At 70.5% G+C, this 15,592-nt stretch carries 15 protein-coding genes; 14 read left to right on the forward strand and 1 reads right to left on the reverse strand.

The genetic code is table 11. The annotated features are described in order from the left end of the window. Window positions 1–20: 20 nt before the first annotated feature. From HW578_RS27650 to HW578_RS02425, 11 genes are all read left to right on the forward strand, one after another. Window positions 21–557 (forward strand): hypothetical protein, encoded by a 537-nt coding sequence (locus tag HW578_RS27650; protein ID WP_232478497.1) that lies wholly within the window; start codon window positions 21–23, stop codon window positions 555–557. 9 nt (window positions 558–566) lie between these two features. Next, entirely contained in the window at window positions 567–1,445 is an 879-nt protein-coding gene (locus HW578_RS28370) for a glycosyltransferase family 4 protein (RefSeq protein WP_369407797.1), read from the forward strand. Between the two features lie 35 nt (window positions 1,446–1,480). Then, the gene (locus HW578_RS02385; RefSeq protein ID WP_198368928.1) at window positions 1,481–3,673 is read left to right on the forward strand and encodes a glycosyltransferase family 4 protein; all 2,193 of its coding nucleotides are present in this window, start codon (window positions 1,481–1,483) and stop codon (window positions 3,671–3,673) included. An 88-nt stretch (window positions 3,674–3,761) separates the two neighbouring features. After that, entirely contained in the window at window positions 3,762–4,982 is a 1,221-nt protein-coding gene (locus HW578_RS02390; protein ID WP_198368929.1) for an ABC transporter substrate-binding protein, read from the forward strand. A gap of 3 nt (window positions 4,983–4,985) precedes the next feature. Then, complete coding sequence (locus tag HW578_RS02395; RefSeq protein WP_369407796.1) at window positions 4,986–5,861, forward strand: branched-chain amino acid ABC transporter permease; 876 nt, start codon at window positions 4,986–4,988, stop codon at window positions 5,859–5,861. Beyond that, window positions 5,858–6,802 carry a branched-chain amino acid ABC transporter permease gene (locus HW578_RS02400; protein WP_198368930.1) on the forward strand — a complete coding sequence of 315 codons (945 nt, stop codon included), beginning with the start codon at window positions 5,858–5,860 and terminating at the stop codon, window positions 6,800–6,802. Before HW578_RS02395 ends, HW578_RS02400 begins: the two co-directional genes overlap by 4 nt. Next, a complete protein-coding gene (locus HW578_RS02405; protein WP_198368931.1) occupies window positions 6,799–7,566 on the forward strand; it encodes an ABC transporter ATP-binding protein in 768 nt (255 codons plus the stop codon). Before HW578_RS02400 ends, HW578_RS02405 begins: the two co-directional genes overlap by 4 nt. Continuing rightward, a complete protein-coding gene (locus HW578_RS02410) occupies window positions 7,559–8,260 on the forward strand; it encodes an ABC transporter ATP-binding protein (protein ID WP_198368932.1) in 702 nt (233 codons plus the stop codon). The genes HW578_RS02405 and HW578_RS02410 overlap by 8 nt, the downstream gene beginning before the upstream one ends. Then, a complete protein-coding gene (locus HW578_RS02415) occupies window positions 8,260–8,850 on the forward strand; it encodes a cysteine hydrolase (protein ID WP_198368933.1) in 591 nt (196 codons plus the stop codon). The genes HW578_RS02410 and HW578_RS02415 overlap by 1 nt, the downstream gene beginning before the upstream one ends. 63 nt (window positions 8,851–8,913) lie before the next feature. Beyond that, on the forward strand, window positions 8,914–11,217 hold the full coding sequence (locus HW578_RS02420; protein ID WP_198368934.1) for a xanthine dehydrogenase family protein molybdopterin-binding subunit: 2,304 nt from the start codon (window positions 8,914–8,916) through the stop codon (window positions 11,215–11,217). A gap of 199 nt (window positions 11,218–11,416) precedes the next feature. After that, window positions 11,417–12,184: a maleate cis-trans isomerase family protein gene (locus HW578_RS02425; RefSeq protein WP_198368935.1), complete on the forward strand. Its 768-nt coding sequence runs from the start codon at window positions 11,417–11,419 to the stop codon at window positions 12,182–12,184. On the opposite strand, the gene HW578_RS28375 is transcribed toward HW578_RS02425, so the two are convergent. Then, complete coding sequence (locus tag HW578_RS28375; RefSeq protein WP_198368936.1) at window positions 12,181–13,170, reverse strand: nitrile hydratase subunit alpha; 990 nt, start codon at window positions 13,168–13,170, stop codon at window positions 12,181–12,183. The genes HW578_RS02425 and HW578_RS28375 overlap by 4 nt on opposite strands. Window positions 13,171–13,267: 97 nt before the next feature. On the opposite strand from HW578_RS28375, the gene HW578_RS02435 reads away from it, so the two are divergent. The 3 genes from HW578_RS02435 to HW578_RS02445 are packed head-to-tail and all read left to right on the forward strand — an operon-like array spanning window position 13,268 to window position 15,482. Beyond that, window positions 13,268–14,257: a Bug family tripartite tricarboxylate transporter substrate binding protein gene (locus HW578_RS02435; RefSeq protein ID WP_198368937.1), complete on the forward strand. Its 990-nt coding sequence runs from the start codon at window positions 13,268–13,270 to the stop codon at window positions 14,255–14,257. A gap of 59 nt (window positions 14,258–14,316) precedes the next feature. Then, entirely contained in the window at window positions 14,317–15,021 is a 705-nt protein-coding gene (locus tag HW578_RS02440; protein WP_198368938.1) for an RraA family protein, read from the forward strand. A 26-nt stretch (window positions 15,022–15,047) separates the two neighbouring features. Continuing rightward, on the forward strand, window positions 15,048–15,482 hold the full coding sequence (locus HW578_RS02445; RefSeq protein WP_198368939.1) for a thioesterase family protein: 435 nt from the start codon (window positions 15,048–15,050) through the stop codon (window positions 15,480–15,482). The last annotated feature ends 110 nt before the right edge of the window (window positions 15,483–15,592 follow it).

Raw genomic sequence — 15,592 nt, forward strand, 5'->3', positions numbered from 1 at the left:
CGCGCGGGCAGCACCGCAGGTTGAACAGGGACTTCGCCGACGGCATCACGGCCCCGGCGCGGTCCTGGCTCGCCTGGAACGCATCCCCGCCGCCCATGTCCTCCGACCGTCCGCCGCGCATCTTCATCGACGGCTACAACCTTGCCCTGGAGCAGGGGACCGGGGTCGCGACCTACGCGCGCAACCTGTCCTTCTGCCTGCGCGACCTGGGGGCCGAGGTGGGCGTGCTCTATGGCACCAAGACCTCCACCGTCAGCATGAATTCCCTGCTGCGCGAGATCGCCTTCTTTGACCCGCGCGTCGGCAAGCCGCCGAAGATCGTCCAGGCCGCGGGGGCGCTGCGCCGCGCCTTCAGCAGCGCCTTCGGCGAGATCGCGACACAGGTCCCGATCACCGGGCGCGTGGTGCGCGACACCTACAAGTCCCGCATGCCCCATTTCGACCACATGTGGAACGTGCAGAACCTGTTCGACGCGCAGCGCCTTCACTTCAAGATCTACCGCACCCGGATGAACGTTTTCTTCCGGCAGGCGCCGCAAATCATGCACTGGACCTAGCCGCTCGCCATCAAGGTCCGCGGCGCGCGCAACGCGTATACCCTCCACGACCTGGTGCCGCTGCGCCTGCCCTACACGACGCTCGACAACAAGCGCATCTACTATCGCCTCGTGCAGCAGCTGGCACGGCGCGGGGACCACATCATCACGGTCAGCGAGGCGTCGAAGCGCGATATCGTGAGCCTGCTCGGCGTGCCCGAAGAGAGGGTCTCCAACACCTACCAGGCGGTGGATATCCCGGCGCGCTACGCGCAGAAGCCGCTGTCGGACGTGAAATCGGAGATCGAGGGCACGTTTGGCCTGGGCTATCAGCGCTACTTCCTGTTCTTCGGCGCTATCGAGCCCAAGAAGAATGTCGGCCGGCTTATCGAGGCCTACCTGGCGTCGGGCGTCCAGGACCCGCTCGTCATCGTCGGAAAGAAGGCGTGGAAATCGGAGGAGGAACTGCGCCTGCTGTTCGAGAACGAGCACGTGCGCTACCTGCTCACCCGCGACGGAGTGACCGAGCGGCGCTACCGCGTGCAGCAGGTGGACTACGCGTCCTTCCCGCTGTTGGTCAGCCTGATCCGCGGCGCCAAGGCCGTGGTGTTCCCATCCTTGTACGAAGGCTTCGGCCTGCCGGCGCTGGAGGCGATGCTCCTGGGCACGCCGGTGCTGACCTCCAACACCTCCTCCATGCCCGAGGTGGTGGGTGATGCCGCGATCAAGGTCGATCCCTACGACGTGCGGGCGCTGGTCGAGGGGCTGCGCGCGCTCGACACGGATGCCGACCTGCGCGGGCGCCTGGCGCAGGCGGGGCCCGGCCAGGCCTCGCTGTTCTCGCCGGAGCGCTACCGGGTGCGGCTGCGCGACGCCTATGCCAAGATGGGCGTGAACATCGGCGCTTGATTCCCGGGCCAGGCCCGGGCGCAACGAGGACATTCATGGACGGTCAACGGCACGAAGGGGCCCCGGACGAGCGGCTGCGGCAGGCGGATGCATTGCGTGACCAGCGGCTCTGGGACGCCGCGGCGGCGGCCTATCGCGCGCACCTCGCGGCCCATCCGGCGGACTGGCGTGCGCAGATCCAGCTCGGCCACTGCCTCAAGGAATCGGGCGACCCCTCGGCGGCGCTGGTCGCCTACCGTGCGGCGGAGGCACTCGCGCGCAACAATGCCGACGTCCATCTCCAGATCGGCCACGCCCTCAAGCTCACTGGCAATGTCGAGCAGGCCTGGCGCTCCTATGCCCGCGCCCTTGAGCTCGACCCGTCGAACGAGGAAGCCTCGCGCGAGGCGGCAGCGCTGTCGCGGCTCGCCTCGCCGCTGGCACGCTCGGCGCGCACGCCGGGCCAGGCGGTTCAGGTGGTGTTCGATACCTCGGACCTGGTCGCCTATTTCCGCTCCGACCGCACGCCCACCGGTATCCAGCGCGTCCAGCTCAGCATCACGGCGCGTGCGCTGCTCGACCCGATCGAGGGGGCAGCGACGGTCGCGGTCGCCTTCGATTCGCAGTCCGGCGGCTGGCGCGAGATCGCGCGCGACCTTTTCCTGCGGCTGTGGCGGCTCTCGCGCACCGGCGGCGACCCGCTGGCGCCCGACTGGGTGGAGGCGGTCGCGGCGCTCGATGCGGCGCTGAGGTCCGGCGACGACTTCGTCTTCGCCCCGGGCGCGAGCCTGGTCAACCTTGGCACCTCCTGGTGGATCCCGGACTACTTCCTGCGCGTGCGCGACGCCGTGCGGCTCTACGGGGTACGCTACGTGCCGCTGATCTACGACTGCATCCCGTTGGTCGCGCCGGAGCATTGCCACCAGGGCCTTGTCGATCAGTTCGCCGAATGGTTCTCGGCCATGGCGGCGCTGGCGGATTCCGCGCTCGCCATCTCGGAATGGTCGGCCGCCGATGCGCGGCGCATTGCGCGCGAGGTGGTGCCCGAGCGCGACCTGGCGGTGACGGTGGTGCGCCTGGATGCCGACCTGCGGCGGGACCTCGGTACGGCGGTCGAGGATGCCTGGCCGGAACGCTCCGACCTGCCGGGGCCCCACGAGCCCTTCGTGCTCTGCGTCGGCACCATCGAGAGCCGGAAGAACCACCTGTTGCTGTTCCACGCCTGGCTGACGCTGCTGCGCAAGCACGGCGCCGCACGCGTGCCGCGCCTTGTCTGCGTGGGCAAGGCCGGCTGGCTGGCGGATGCGGCGATGACGCTGTGGCGCAACTCGCCAGCGCTGCAGGCCAAGGTCTCGGTGGCGCATGGCGTGCCCGACGTGGCGCTGGCCGCGCTCTATGGCCGCGCGATGTTCACCGTGACCAACAGCTTCTACGAGGGTTGGGGCCTGCCGGTGACGGAAAGCCTCGCCTTCGGCCGGGTGCCGCTGGTGGCGCGCAACACCTCGCTCACCGAGGCCGGCGGCGAGGCGGCCGTGTACTTCGAGCCGATGAACGAGCCCGACCTGGTGGCGAAGCTCGAGACCCTCATCTTCGACGAGGCGGAACGCGCGCGGCGCGAGGCGATCGTCGCGAGCACCACGCGCCTGCGCAGCTGGGGCGAGATCGCCGACCAGGTGATGCGCGAGGTCTTAGACCGCGCCGACCGTCCCGACCGCACGCCGCGCCTGCCCGTGGCGCTGGGCGAGACCTACGTGCTCGGCCTGCCCGGTGGCGGGCAGGCCGACCGCGCGAAGGCGGTGGCCGACCTGCTGCGCGACGGGCTGAACTGGAACGCGCGCGAGCCCTGGGGCGTGTGGACAAGGCCCGGGATAGCGCGGCTGCGCCTGACCCTGCCGGAGGATGCCCCGGCTGGGCCGCTGCGGGTGTATATCGGCCTCCTGGCGCCGGGCGCTCCGGTCACGATCGGGCTGCGCGCCTTCGGGGCCGATGCCGGGCCCCCTGGCTTCGCCACCGTCGCGGCGCCGGCGAATGGCGCCTTTACCTGCGTGCTGGACGTGGCGCAGCGGGGTCAGGAGGTGCTTGTGGAGATCGACGGGGGCAAGGGCGTGCAGCTCGGCACGTGCGATCTGCCCGATGGCCGTATGGCCGGGATCGGCGTGACCTCGTTGATGATCTGCACGGCCGGCGATATCGCCGCGCGTGTCGGCTTCCTGGAACAGCAGACCTTCCGCGTGCTGCGCCCGACCTAGCGGCTGGCTTGCGCGGCGACGGCCGAGGCGTCAGATATCGGCGGTAGCCCAGCCTGGTTCGGCGAGGGGCAACCCAGGGAGCAAGACCATGGCCAGGTATGAGATTGCGCGGCGCAGCCTGATGCTCGGCAGCGCGGGCGTGCTTGGGGCGCCGCTGGTGGCGGGCGCTCAGGTGCCGGCGGTGAAGCTCGGCATCCTCCAGCCGGTGACCGGCGCGCTGTCCCAGGATGGCGAGTATGGGCGTCTCGGCGCCGAGCTAGCGATCAACGAGATCAACGCCGGCGGCGGCATCCGCGCCCTGGGCGGCGCGCGAATCGAGATGGTGTTCGGCGACGCGCGATCGAACCCCGAGGGTGGCGTCGCCGAGGTCGAGAAGATGCAGTCCGAGGGGGTGGTCGCGGTGGTGGGCGGCTTCGCCAGCCCGATCTGCCTCGCGGCCTCGCAGGCGGCGTCGCGCTACGACCTCCCCTATGTGGTCGATGTCGGCGTGTCGGACCAGATCGTGAGCCGCGGGCTGACCAACACCTTCCGCTTCGGCCCGGGCTTCGGCGTGGTCACGCAGACCGCGCTCGATAACCTGGTGGCGCTGAACGACGCGGCGGGCAAGCCGTCGCGCACCGTGGTGATAGTCCACGAGGACGGGCTGTTCGGCTCGGGCATGGCGCGGCTGCTCAACACCGAGCTGCCCAAGCGCGGCTTCGAGGTGCTCGAGACCATCGCCCACCCGACCCCGGCGCGCGACATGAACAACGTCGCGCTGCGCATCCGCTCGCTGCGGCCGGACCTGGTGATTCCGTCGTCGTACTACGCGGAGTTCGTGCTGCTGAGCCGCACCATGCAGCAGCAGCGAATCCGCCCCAAGGGCATCTACTGCGTGCTGAACGGGGCGGCGTCCAACTACCGCTTTGTGCGCGAATTCCCGGATGCGGCGAACCTGGTGATGGACTGCAACCACTGGCCCGACCCGCGCAAGCCCAGGACCGCCGAGCTGCGCCGGACGGTCGAGGCGCAGAACCGCTTCTGGCTCTACAACACGCCGCTCAACTATTCGGCGGTGATGCTGGTGGCGGATGCGCTGGAGCGCGCCGGGCGCGCCGGGCGCGCCGATCGCGCCGCGCTGACCACGGCACTGGCCGCGACGGACGGCGCCTTCACCCGCCACATCATGCCCTATGGCCCGACGCGCTTCGTCAACGGCCAGAACCAGGCCGGCGCGCCGGTCAATACCCAGGTGCAGGGCGGCGACATCAAGGTGATCTTCCCGCGCGACTTCGCCGACGCGCAGCCCGTCTACCCCGTCACCGGCTGACGCGTGGGATTCCCCCCGGACATCATCCTGGAGGCCGTGCTGAACGGCCTCCTGACCGGGGCGGTCTATGGCCTCGTCGCGCTGGGGCTGACGCTCGTCTACGGCGTGCTGCACATCATCAACTTCGCCCATGGCGCGCTGCTGACGGCGGCGATGTATGCCGCCTATGTGGCGCGCACGGCGCTCGGCATCGACCCCTACATCGCCGCGCTTCCGCTGGCCGCGCTTTTCTTCCTGCTGGGCTACGCCATCCAGCGCCTGGTGATCGGGCCGGCCAGCCGCGGCCGCGATGAGAACATCCTGCTCGTCACGCTCGGCCTGTCGATCATCATCGAGAACCTGATGCTCGCCGTCTTCCGCTCGGACACGCGCAGCATCGACGTGCCCTATGCGATGGAGGTGGTGGAATTCGGCCCGGCGCTGCTCTCCTACCCCCGCCTGGTCGGGTTCGGCGCGACCTTCCTGGTCGGCATCGCACTCTTTGTGCTGATGCGCTTCACGGCCACCGGCAAGGCGATCCGGGCTGTGGCCAAGGAACGCACGGGGGCGGCGCTGGTCGGCATCGATGTCGCGCACATCTACGCCGTCACTTTCGGCATCGGCACGGCGTGCCTCGCGATCTCGGCGGCGCTGCTGCTGCCCTCCTTCTACGTCTCGCCGCGCGTGGGCAATGCCTTCGTGCTGGTGGCCTTCACCATCGTGGTGTTGGGCGGCATGGGGAGCGTGGTCGGCGCGCTGCTGGGCGGGCTGGTCATCGGCGTGGTGGAGAGCCTGTCGGGCCTCTATCTGGGCGAGAGCCTCGGGCAGATCGGCATCTTCCTGATCTTCATCCTGGTGCTGCTGGTGCGCCCCACCGGGCTGTTCGGGGCGCGGGCATGACGGCGCGGGACCTGCTGCCGATCGCGGCCTTCGCGCTGCTGGCCGCCTGCGTGCCGCTGTTCGTCACCAGTAACGTGGTGCTGAACTTCCTGGTCTTCACGCTGATCATCGCGCTGGCGGCGCAGGGATGGAACCTGCTGGGCGGATATGGCGGGCAGTATTCCTTCGGGCATGCAGCCTTCTTCGGCACCGGCGCGTATCTTACCGCCATCCTGCAGGTGCGCTACGGGATGAACGCCTACCCGGCCTTCGCCGCCGGCATCGCCCTGGCCGCCCTGGTCGGGCTCGCGATCGGCTTCATGGCCTTCCGGTCGGGACTGCGCGGGTCCTATTTCGCGCTGGTGACGCTCGCCTTCGCCGAGGTGTTCCGGGTGCTGGCGAATGCCTCCGAGGTCACTGGCGGCGCGGCCGGCATCCTGATCCGGCTGCAGGCCAACCCGGCCAATTTCCAGTTCGCCGAGCGCGGCACCTTCCTCTGGGTCGCGGCCGCGCTGGTGACGCTGGCGCTGGTCGCCACCCTCGCGCTGGAACGCTCGCGCCTCGGCGCGCAGCTGGTCGCGGTGCGGGAGAACGAGGCCGCCGCGCAGGCGCTCGGCGTCGACGTGCTCGCGGTGAAGCTGCGCGCCATCGCGCTGTCCGCCGGCATGACGGGCGCGGCGGGCGGGCTCTACGCGCAGTACTTCCTGTATCTGGATTCCACCATTGCCTATGGTACCTGGATCTCGGTCGAGGCGCTGCTCGCGCCCATCGTTGGCGGCGCCGGCACGGTGTTCGGCCCGCTGCTCGGCGCGGTGATCCTGCACGGCCTGGCGGAGGCGACGAAATCCATCGCCGGGCGCATCCCGGGCATCGACCTCGTAGTCTTCGGCATCGTGCTGATCCTGGTCGTGCGCTTCCCCCCGCGCGACATTCCTGGCTTGTTGAAGCGGTGGCGGCGATGACCGGCACCGGCCCCGATCCCGCCATCCTCGCCGTGCGCGGCGTGACCAAGCGCTTCGGCGGGCTGGTGGCGGTCAACGATGCCACCTTCGATGTCGCGCAGGGGTCCATCACCGGCCTGATCGGCCCGAATGGCGCGGGCAAGACCACGCTGTTCGCCCTGGTGGCGGGTTTCGAGACGCCGAGCTCCGGCCTGGTGCTGCTGGAGGGCGAGGACATCACCGGCCGCAAGCCGCATCACCTCGCGCGCATGGGCCTCGCACGCACCTTCCAGATCGTGCAGCCCTTCGCGGGGCTCTCCGTGCGCGAGAACATCGCGGTCGGCGCCTTCCTGCGCGAAACCAGGCGCAGCGCCGCCCTTGCCGTGGCGGAGGAGATCGCCGCGCGGGTGGGCCTGGCCGACCAGCTCGACAAGCCCGCCGCCGCGCTGACGGTGGCGGGCCGCAAGCGGCTTGAGGTGGCGCGCGCGCTCGCCACCCGCCCGAAGCTGCTGCTGCTGGACGAGGTGCTGGCCGGGCTCAACCCCTCCGAGGTGCGCGACATCGTCCCCGTGGTGCGCGCCATCCGCGAGTCCGGCGTGACGGTGCTGATGATCGAGCACGTCATGCAGGCCGTGATGAACCTCTGCGAGCGCGTGCACGTGCTCGCCCAGGGCCGCATCATCTGTTCCGGCACGCCGGCCGATGTCGTGGCCGCGCCGCAGGTGGTCGAGGCCTACCTCGGCCACGGCGCGGCCGCGCGGCTGCAGGGTGGCGCGCATGCTTGAGATCCGCGGCCTCGAGGCCGGCTATGGCATGGTGACCGTGCTGCGCGGCGTGGACCTGACCGTGCCGGCCGGAAGGATCGTCGCGGTGCTCGGCGCCAACGGCGCGGGCAAGACGACGCTCAACATGACCATCAGCGGGCTGGTGAAGCCGCGCGCGGGAAGCATCACCTTCGAGGGCCGGCGCATCGATGGCCTCTCGCCGCCCGTCATCGCCGAGGCCGGGTTGGTGCACGTGCCGGAGGGGCGCAAGATCTTCCCGAACCTGAGCGTGCGGGAGAACCTCGACCTCGGCGCCTATCGCCGCGCGCGGGGCAACCGTGCGCGTAACCTCGAGCGTGTGTTCGAGACCTTCCCGCGCCTGCGCGAACGCGCGCGGCAATTCGCCGGCACGCTGTCCGGCGGCGAGCAGCAGATGCTCGCCATCGGCCGCGGCATGATGGCGGAGCCGCGGCTGCTGATCCTGGACGAACCCTCCCTCGGCCTCTCGCCGCTGCTGGTCGAGGAGATGTTCGCCCTGATCCGCCGCCTGCACGCGGATGGCCTCGCGATCATGCTGGTCGAGCAGAACGTGGCGCAGAGCCTCGATGTGGCGGATGACGCGCATGTGCTCGAGAACGGCGCCTTCGCGATCGGCGGGACGGCGGCTGAGGTGCGCGCCAACCCGCATCTGCAGCGCACCTATCTGGGGCTGTGATGCACGAGACCACCGCGCTGCTGCTGTGCGACCTGCAGAACGACTTCATCCATCCGGACGGCGCCTATGGCCGCGCGGGACAATCCGCCCCGGCCATCGCCGCACTGCCCGCGCGGCTGAAGCCGCTGGCGGATGGCCTGCGCGCGAAGGGAGGATGGATCGTCTCCACGCATTTCACGCTGGTGCCGGGGAAGGGGGGCGAGCCCTTCATCGCCGACCATCTGCGGCAGCTGCGCCCCTTTCTCGGCAAGGGCGATTTCGCCCCGGGCACCTGGGGGCATGCGCTGGTGGACGTACTCGCGCCATCGGATCTGTCGGTCGAGAAGCTCGGCTACGACGCCTTCTGGAACACGCGGCTGGAATGGGTGCTGCGCCGCGCGGGCGTCACGCGCCTGCTGGTGGCGGGCATCGTGACCAATGGCGGCGTGGCCTCCACCGTGCGCGGCGCGCATGTGCGGGAATTCGAGGTCACGCTGCTCGAGGATGGCTGCGCGGCCTTTACCCAGGCGATCCACGACGCGGCTGTCGAAGGGCTGCGCCCCGTGGCCGAGGTCACCACCGTTGCGCAGGCGATCGCGGCGCTGCGCTGAGCCCCTGGACAAGTCGTCACGGCCTGTCATCTATCCGGCGCTCTCACTCGCGGGACATGCACCATGGACAAGTTCGGCATCGGCCAGCCCGTGCGGCGGAAGGAAGACCTGCGCCTGCTGACCGGGCGCGGCACCTATACGGACGACATCGACAAGCCGGGCCAGGCGCATGCCGCGGTGCTACGCTCCCCGCATGCCCACGCACGCATCGTCTCGATCGACGTGGCGGAGGCGCTCGCCGCGCCCGGCGTGCTGGCGGTGCTCACGGGCCACGACGCGGATGCCGATGGCATCGGCCTGCTGCCGGTGCAGATCGACGTACCGGGCAAGGACAAGCCGATGTTCTGCCCGCCGCGGCGCATCCTGCAGACCGACCGGGTGCGCTACGTGGGCGACCCCGTTGCGCTGGTGGTGGCGGAGACGCGGGAGCAGGCCATGGATGCCTGCGAGCTCATCGCCATCGACTACGACATCCTGCCGAGCGTGACCGATACCGCGCGCGCGCTCGACCCCGATGCCCCGGTGATCTGGGAGGAGAACGGCACGAACCTGTGCGTGCTGTGGGACAGTGGCCGCGGCGAGCGGGCCGATGCTGCCTTCGCCACGGCGCATCGCACCGTCAACGTGTCGCTCGTGCAGAACCGCCTGGTCGGCAATCCGATGGAACCGCGGGTCGCGATCGGCGAGTGGGATGGTGCGCGCTGGACGCTGACCTCGCCGACCCAGGGCGTGATCAAGGTGCGCGAGTCCCTGGCGAAGTACGCCTTCAAGGTGCCGCTCGATGCGATTCGCGTGATCTCGCCGGATGTCGGCGGCGGTTTTGGGCTGCGTGGCAAGCTGTTCCCGGAATCCGCCATGGTGCTCTGGGCGGCCAAGCGCCTCGGCCGTCCCGTGAAGTGGCGCGCGGGCCGCACCGAGACCTTCCTGTCGGATCCGCATGGCCGCGATCACGTCACGCGCGCGGAGATGGCCTTCGACGCGAATGCGAAGATGACCGGCGTGCGTATCCGCACCACGGCGGCGATGGGCGCCTATCTGCTCGATTTCGGGCCGCGCATTCCCACGCTCGCGGGCGCACGGATCAACGGCACGGTTTACGACATCCAGGCGTTGAACGTGCAGGTGGCCTGCGTGTTCACCAACACGGTCTCGACCGATGCCTATCGCGGCGCGGGGCGTCCGGAGACCGCCTATGTGCTGGAACGCCTGCTCGACCAGGGGGCGGCGGCGTTCGGGATCGGCCGCGAGGAGATCCGCCGGCGCAATTACGTGAAGCCGGAGCAGATTCCCTACGCGAATGCCGCCGGCAACGTGATCGATTCCGGCCGCTTCGAGGAGACGCAGGAGATGGCGCTGAAGCTCGCCGATTGGGCGGGCTTCGAGGCGCGCCGGGCCGAAGCCGCGGCGCGCGGCAGGAAGCGCGGCATCGGCCTCGGCTACTTCATCGAGGCCTCCGGCGGGCAGCCCTTCGAATGGGCGCGCGTGGCCCTCACGGCCGAGGGCCGCGCGAAGCTGACCGTCGGCACCTTCAGCCATGGCCAGGGCCACGAGACCGCCTATGCGCAGGTGCTGAGCGAGAAGCTCGGCATTCCCTACGACAGCATCGACCTGATCCAGGGCGATACCGAGGTGGTGCAGAAGGGCGCGGGGACCGGCGGCTCCCGTTCGTCGCAGATGGGTGGTGTCGCCATCAGCCGTACCGCCAGCCTGGTGCTGGACAAGGCGAAGCGCATCGCTGCCCATCTGCTGGAAGCCGCCGCCGCCGACATCGAATTCGCCGATGGCCGGTTCAGCGTGGCCGGTACCGATCTCAGCGTGGACTGGCCCGCGATCATCGCCGCCGCACATGACCCCGCGCGCCTGCCCGAAGGTGAAGCGCCCGGCCTCGACGAGAACCTTACCTACACCCGCGATACCGAGTGCAACTTCCCCAATGGCTGCCACGTCGCGGAGGTCGAGATCGACCCCGACACCGGCGAGGTCGCGCTGGTGAACTATGCCGCGGTGGATGACGTGGGCGTCGTGATCAACCCGATGCTGGTGCACGGCCAGTGCCATGGCGGCATCATGTCCGGCATCGGCCAGGCCATGCTCGAGCACGCGCGCTACGACAGCGAGAGCGGCCAGTTCCTCACGGCCACCTTCCAGGACTACTGCATGCCGCGTGCGAACGACGCACCGTCCTTCAGGCTCGGCCTCAACATCGTGCCGAACCCGTCGAACGACCTCGGCGTGAAGGGCGCAGGGGAGGGCGGGGCCTGTGGCGCGCCGCCGGCCATCGTCTCGGCGGTCTGCGACGCGCTGGGTGTGGCGCATCTCGACATGCCGCTGACGCCCGAGGCCGTCTGGCGCGCCCTGGCCCGTTGATCCGCCTGCGCGACTGACACCCACGCCGCCTGCGTCGCCACCGGGAGATCCCGCCGGCGCCGCGCGACGTCCTGCGCCGCGATCGCGGCGGCGGCCTTGTCCGGACCCGGCCGGCGCCGATGACGGGTACGGGCTCGCGTTCTGCCCGCATGCGCCTATCCTCGGCGGCGCGGGCGGCGTGGCGAAGGGGGCACATCCGATGTCAGTGGAGTATGGCGCGGAGGGCCTGCTCGGCGTGTTGACGCCGCAGGCCAACACCACGGTGGAGCCGGAGCTTGCGATCCTGCTGCCGCCGCGCATGGCGATGCTGAATGCCCGCCTGACCAGCCCGAAGGCCACGATCGCCGAACGCCTGGTCGATTATGTGGACGGGCTCGATGCGGCCGTGACGCAATTCGCCAATGCGCCGCTGGGTGCCATCGCCTTCGCCTGCACCGGCGCTTCGTATCTCGTTGGCGCACCGGCGGAAGACGCGGCGGTGGCGCGCATCGAGGCGCGCCGCGGCGTGCCGTTTGTCACAGCCGCGCGCGCCGTCTGCGATGCCTTCCAGGCGCTCGGCGCGCGGCGGATCGGCCTGGTCTCGCCCTATCCGCCCGACCTCACCGAGGCCTCCGCCACCTACTGGGCCTCGCGTGGCTTCACGGTCGGGCGCATCGTCGCCGTGGCCGCGCCGGCTGCCGCCTTCCACCCGATCTATGCCATGTCCGCCGGTGGCGCGGCCGAGGCGCTCTCCGGCATGGTCGGCGCGGGGGTGGAGGCGATCGTCATGCTCGGTACCGGCATGCCGACGCTGAAACCCATCCTCGACCATCCCGCGGTGGATGGCGCGCCGGTCATCTCCTGCATGACGGCGCTGGGATGGCGAAGCGTGACGGCGCTGCGTGGCGACGCCCCGGATGGCGCCACGCTGCGTCGCTGGATCGCCGGCGAGGGCTGGCGCGAACGCTATGCGCAGCGCATGGGCTAGGGGCTGCGGGCCGGCGTCACGCCGATCATGGAATCGCGCGTGACCAATGTCGCGAGCCGCGCCTCGTCCCAGCCCTCCGTGCCGGCGGGGCGCGCCGGGACGACCAGGTAGCGCAGCTCCGCATTGCTGTCGTGCACGCGCAGTTCCACGCCGTCGGCCAGGACGGTGCCGAACTCCGCCAGGACGCCACGCGGGTCGCGCACGGCCCGCGCACGATAGGCGCGCGACTTGTACCAGGCCGGCGGCCGGCCGAGCACACTGCGCGGGTAGCAGGAACACAGCGTGCAGACGACGAGGTTGTGCAGCCGGTCGGTGTTGAACAGCGCGGTCAGCACGGTCTCCCCGCGCGCGAGGCCGAGCTCCTCGACGGCAGATCCCGCATCGGCCGCGAGCCGCGCGGCAAAGGCCGGGTCCGCCCAGGCCTTGGCCACGACGCTCGCGCCATTGTGCGGGCCACGTGAATCCATGCGCTCGATCTCGGCGCGGATCTCCTCGGCGGTCACGACGCCGCGGGCCAGCAGCAGGTTGCGCATGGCCATGCCGCGCAGGCGCAGGGGCGGGATCTCGGCGAGCCCGGCGTCGTCATCCTCCTGGTAGGGATGGTCGTCGTGGTCGTGATCGTGGTCGTGATCATGGTGGTGATGCCCCGCGGCCTCGCCCTCCACGCGGTGTGCGCCTTCCGCGCGCAGACGCGCTTCCTCCGTCTCCAGCTCCGCAAGGCTCAGCACGCCCTTCGCCACGATCAGCGACGACGTCGCATGGATCCAGCGTTCGTAGTACGGCAGCACCCAATAGGTCTCGCCGTCGAGCTGTTCCTGCACGAAGCGGCTCTCGTCCGTGGTGAAGAAATGCCGCCGGCGATCGGCCAGCAGCATGCGCAGCGCATCGGCTTCCTTCTCCCAGTGCGCGGCCTGGTGTTCCTCCGGTGCGATCGGGGCATCAAAGCGGCCGCCGACATCGTGCGGCGCGTGGTCAGGGCGGGTCATGGCATCCTCCGGATGGCGCATGGTGCCAGCCAAATCGGCGTCTCGACAGGGGGCGCCGAGGCCAGCATCCTCCCCGCGCTGACCGGGAGAGCAGATCATGACGCAGATGACACGGCGTACCGCCATGGGCCTGGCGGGCGCGGCAGTCGCCACCGCCGGCGCAAGGGCCCAGGCGCAGTGGCCCGCGCGCGATCTTCGCCTGGTCTGCCCCTTCCCGCCGGGCGGCACCACCGACGTCGTCGCGCGGCTGGTGGCCGCGGCCATGCGCGGGCCGCTCGGCCGCACCGTCGTGGTCGAGAACCAGCCCGGCGCCGGCAGTACGCTCGCGGCGGGGCGCTTCGCGCGCGAGGCGGACGACCATGCGCTGTTCCTCAGCCAGATCGCCTCGCACGCCATCGGGCCCGCGCTGTATCGCAACCTGCCGTATGATCCCGAGGCGGATTTCCGTGCCGTGACGCTGGTCGTGACGGTGCCGAACGTGCTCGTGGCGAATCCGCGCAAGGTGCCCGACGGGGATATCCGCGCCTTCCTGCGCGAGGCGCGCGCGAAGCCGGGCGAGCGCAACTTCGCCTCCGCCGGTAACGGCACCTCCACGCACCTCACCGGCGAACTCATCGGCCAGCTCGCCGGCGCGCGCATCACGCATGTGCCTTATCGCGGCGCCGGCCCGGCCATGACGGCGGTGATCTCGGGCGAGGTGGACACGCTGATCGACAACCTGCCCACCGCCCTGCCGCAGATCCGCGGCGGCACGGTGCGCGCGCTCGCGGTCACGGCCCGCACGCGCGTGCCCGACCTGCCCGACGTGCCCGCGCTGTCGGAGCTCGGCGCCGAGTTCGGCATGGAGGGCTTCGAGGCCGAGGCCTGGTTCGGCCTGCACACGCATAAATCGGCATCGGATGCCGTGGTCGCGCGCATGGCCGCGGCGGCCCAGGCTGCACTCGCGGACCCTGCGGTGCGCCAACAGCTCGCCGAGCGCGGCACCACGCCGCGCGGCGGCCCGCCCGCCGACTATGCCGCGCTGGTCACCGCCGAGCGCGCCCGCTGGCTGCGCGTGGTGCGCGACGGCAATGTGCAGGCCGACTGACCCCCTTTGACCGCGATCCGCCGGCGGCCGATGCTGCCGGCCACGGAGGAAACGACACCATGACCTATCCCTTCACCGCGGCCGATCTCGAGGCGCTGCGCCAGTGGGATACGCCCACCATCTGCAACGCGCTCGAGGTCGTGGCCCCGCACCGCCGCGGCCACGGCTTCACCGTGCGTCCGATGACGGCGGTCGACCCAAAGCTGCCGCCGATCTGCGGCCTCGCGCGCACCGGCACGCAGCGCGCCGCCTTTCCCTCGGGCCGCAGCAAGGATGCCGACAAGGCGATGCGGATCGCCTGGTACGAATACGTGGCCGATGCCGCGTTGCCGACCGTGGTCTGCCTGCAGGACCTCGACGACACGCCGGGTGTGGGCGCCTTCTGGGGCGAGGTGAACAGTGCGGTGCACCAGGGCCTCGGCGCGCAGGGCGTGGTCACCAACGGGTCGGTGCGTGACCTCGACATGTTCGCCCCCGGCTTCCAGGGGATCGCCGGCGTGGTGAACCCCTCGCACGCCTATGTCCATATCGTTGCCTTGAACGTGGACGTCACGATCCATGGCATGCAGGTGAGGCACGACGACGTGGTGCATGCCGACCGCCACGGCGCGGTCGTCGTGCCGCATGACGTCGTGACCAAGATCCCGGCGGCAATCGACCTGCTCACGCGCAAGGAGAAGGTGATCCTCGACATGGCGCGCTCGCGCGGCTTCAACATCGAACGCCTCAAGGAAGCGCTGGCGAAGTCCGAGGACATCCACTGACCGCCGCGCGCCGGCCGCTCTGCACCGTGCTGCCGGGGTGGGTGGACCACTACCGGCACATGAACCTCGCCTACTACCTCGTGGCATTCGACCTGGCGACGGATGCGCTGTGGCCGTCGCTGGGCCTCGGTGACACGTTCCGCGCGCGCGGCCTTGGTACCTTCGCTGCCGAGTCCTGGCAGGCCTATACGCGCGAGGTGACCGAGGGCGCCCCGCTCGCCTTCGACAGCGAGGTGCTGGCCTATGACGCCAAGCGCCTGCTGTGCCGGCACGTCATGTTCCATGCGACGGAGGGCTGGCAGGCGGCGGAGAACGAGGTGCTCTACCTCTGCGTCGACCTCGAGGCGCGCCGGGTCGGCGCCTGGCCGGAGGATGTGCTGGCGCGCTTCGCCGAACGCGCCACGGGTGGCGTGGCGAAGCGCCTGGCGCTGAGGCGCCGGTCGCTCGATCCCACGGATTGATGGTGCGGACTTTCGACGCGCCTGGAGCGGCGGGCGATGGGACGGGTCCTGCAGCGGAGCGCCCGCGCGACACGGGCGGTCCGTCGCGCGGCCGGGCAGGGTCAGGCGAG

It is taken from the genome of Roseomonas rosulenta, from assembly GCF_016106005.1.
Taxonomy (GTDB): Bacteria; Pseudomonadota; Alphaproteobacteria; order Acetobacterales; family Acetobacteraceae; genus Neoroseomonas; species Neoroseomonas rosulenta.

What these genes read in the sequence shown, in the direction of transcription:
- HW578_RS02385 (WP_198368928.1), top strand. Translation starts at nt 1,481, where the DNA reads ATGGACGGTCAACGGCACGAAGGGGCCCCGGACGAGCGGCTGCGGCAG.
- HW578_RS02390 (WP_198368929.1), top strand. Translation starts at nt 3,762, where the DNA reads ATGGCCAGGTATGAGATTGCGCGGCGCAGCCTGATGCTCGGCAGCGCG.
- HW578_RS02400 (WP_198368930.1), top strand. Translation starts at nt 5,858, where the DNA reads ATGACGGCGCGGGACCTGCTGCCGATCGCGGCCTTCGCGCTGCTGGCC.
- HW578_RS02405 (WP_198368931.1), top strand. Translation starts at nt 6,799, where the DNA reads ATGACCGGCACCGGCCCCGATCCCGCCATCCTCGCCGTGCGCGGCGTG.
- HW578_RS02410 (WP_198368932.1), top strand. Translation starts at nt 7,559, where the DNA reads ATGCTTGAGATCCGCGGCCTCGAGGCCGGCTATGGCATGGTGACCGTG.
- HW578_RS02415 (WP_198368933.1), top strand. Translation starts at nt 8,260, where the DNA reads ATGCACGAGACCACCGCGCTGCTGCTGTGCGACCTGCAGAACGACTTC.
- HW578_RS02420 (WP_198368934.1), top strand. Translation starts at nt 8,914, where the DNA reads ATGGACAAGTTCGGCATCGGCCAGCCCGTGCGGCGGAAGGAAGACCTG.
- HW578_RS02425 (WP_198368935.1), top strand. Translation starts at nt 11,417, where the DNA reads ATGTCAGTGGAGTATGGCGCGGAGGGCCTGCTCGGCGTGTTGACGCCG.
- HW578_RS28375 (WP_198368936.1), bottom strand. Translation starts at nt 13,170, where the DNA reads ATGACCCGCCCTGACCACGCGCCGCACGATGTCGGCGGCCGCTTTGAT.
- HW578_RS02435 (WP_198368937.1), top strand. Translation starts at nt 13,268, where the DNA reads ATGACGCAGATGACACGGCGTACCGCCATGGGCCTGGCGGGCGCGGCA.
- HW578_RS02440 (WP_198368938.1), top strand. Translation starts at nt 14,317, where the DNA reads ATGACCTATCCCTTCACCGCGGCCGATCTCGAGGCGCTGCGCCAGTGG.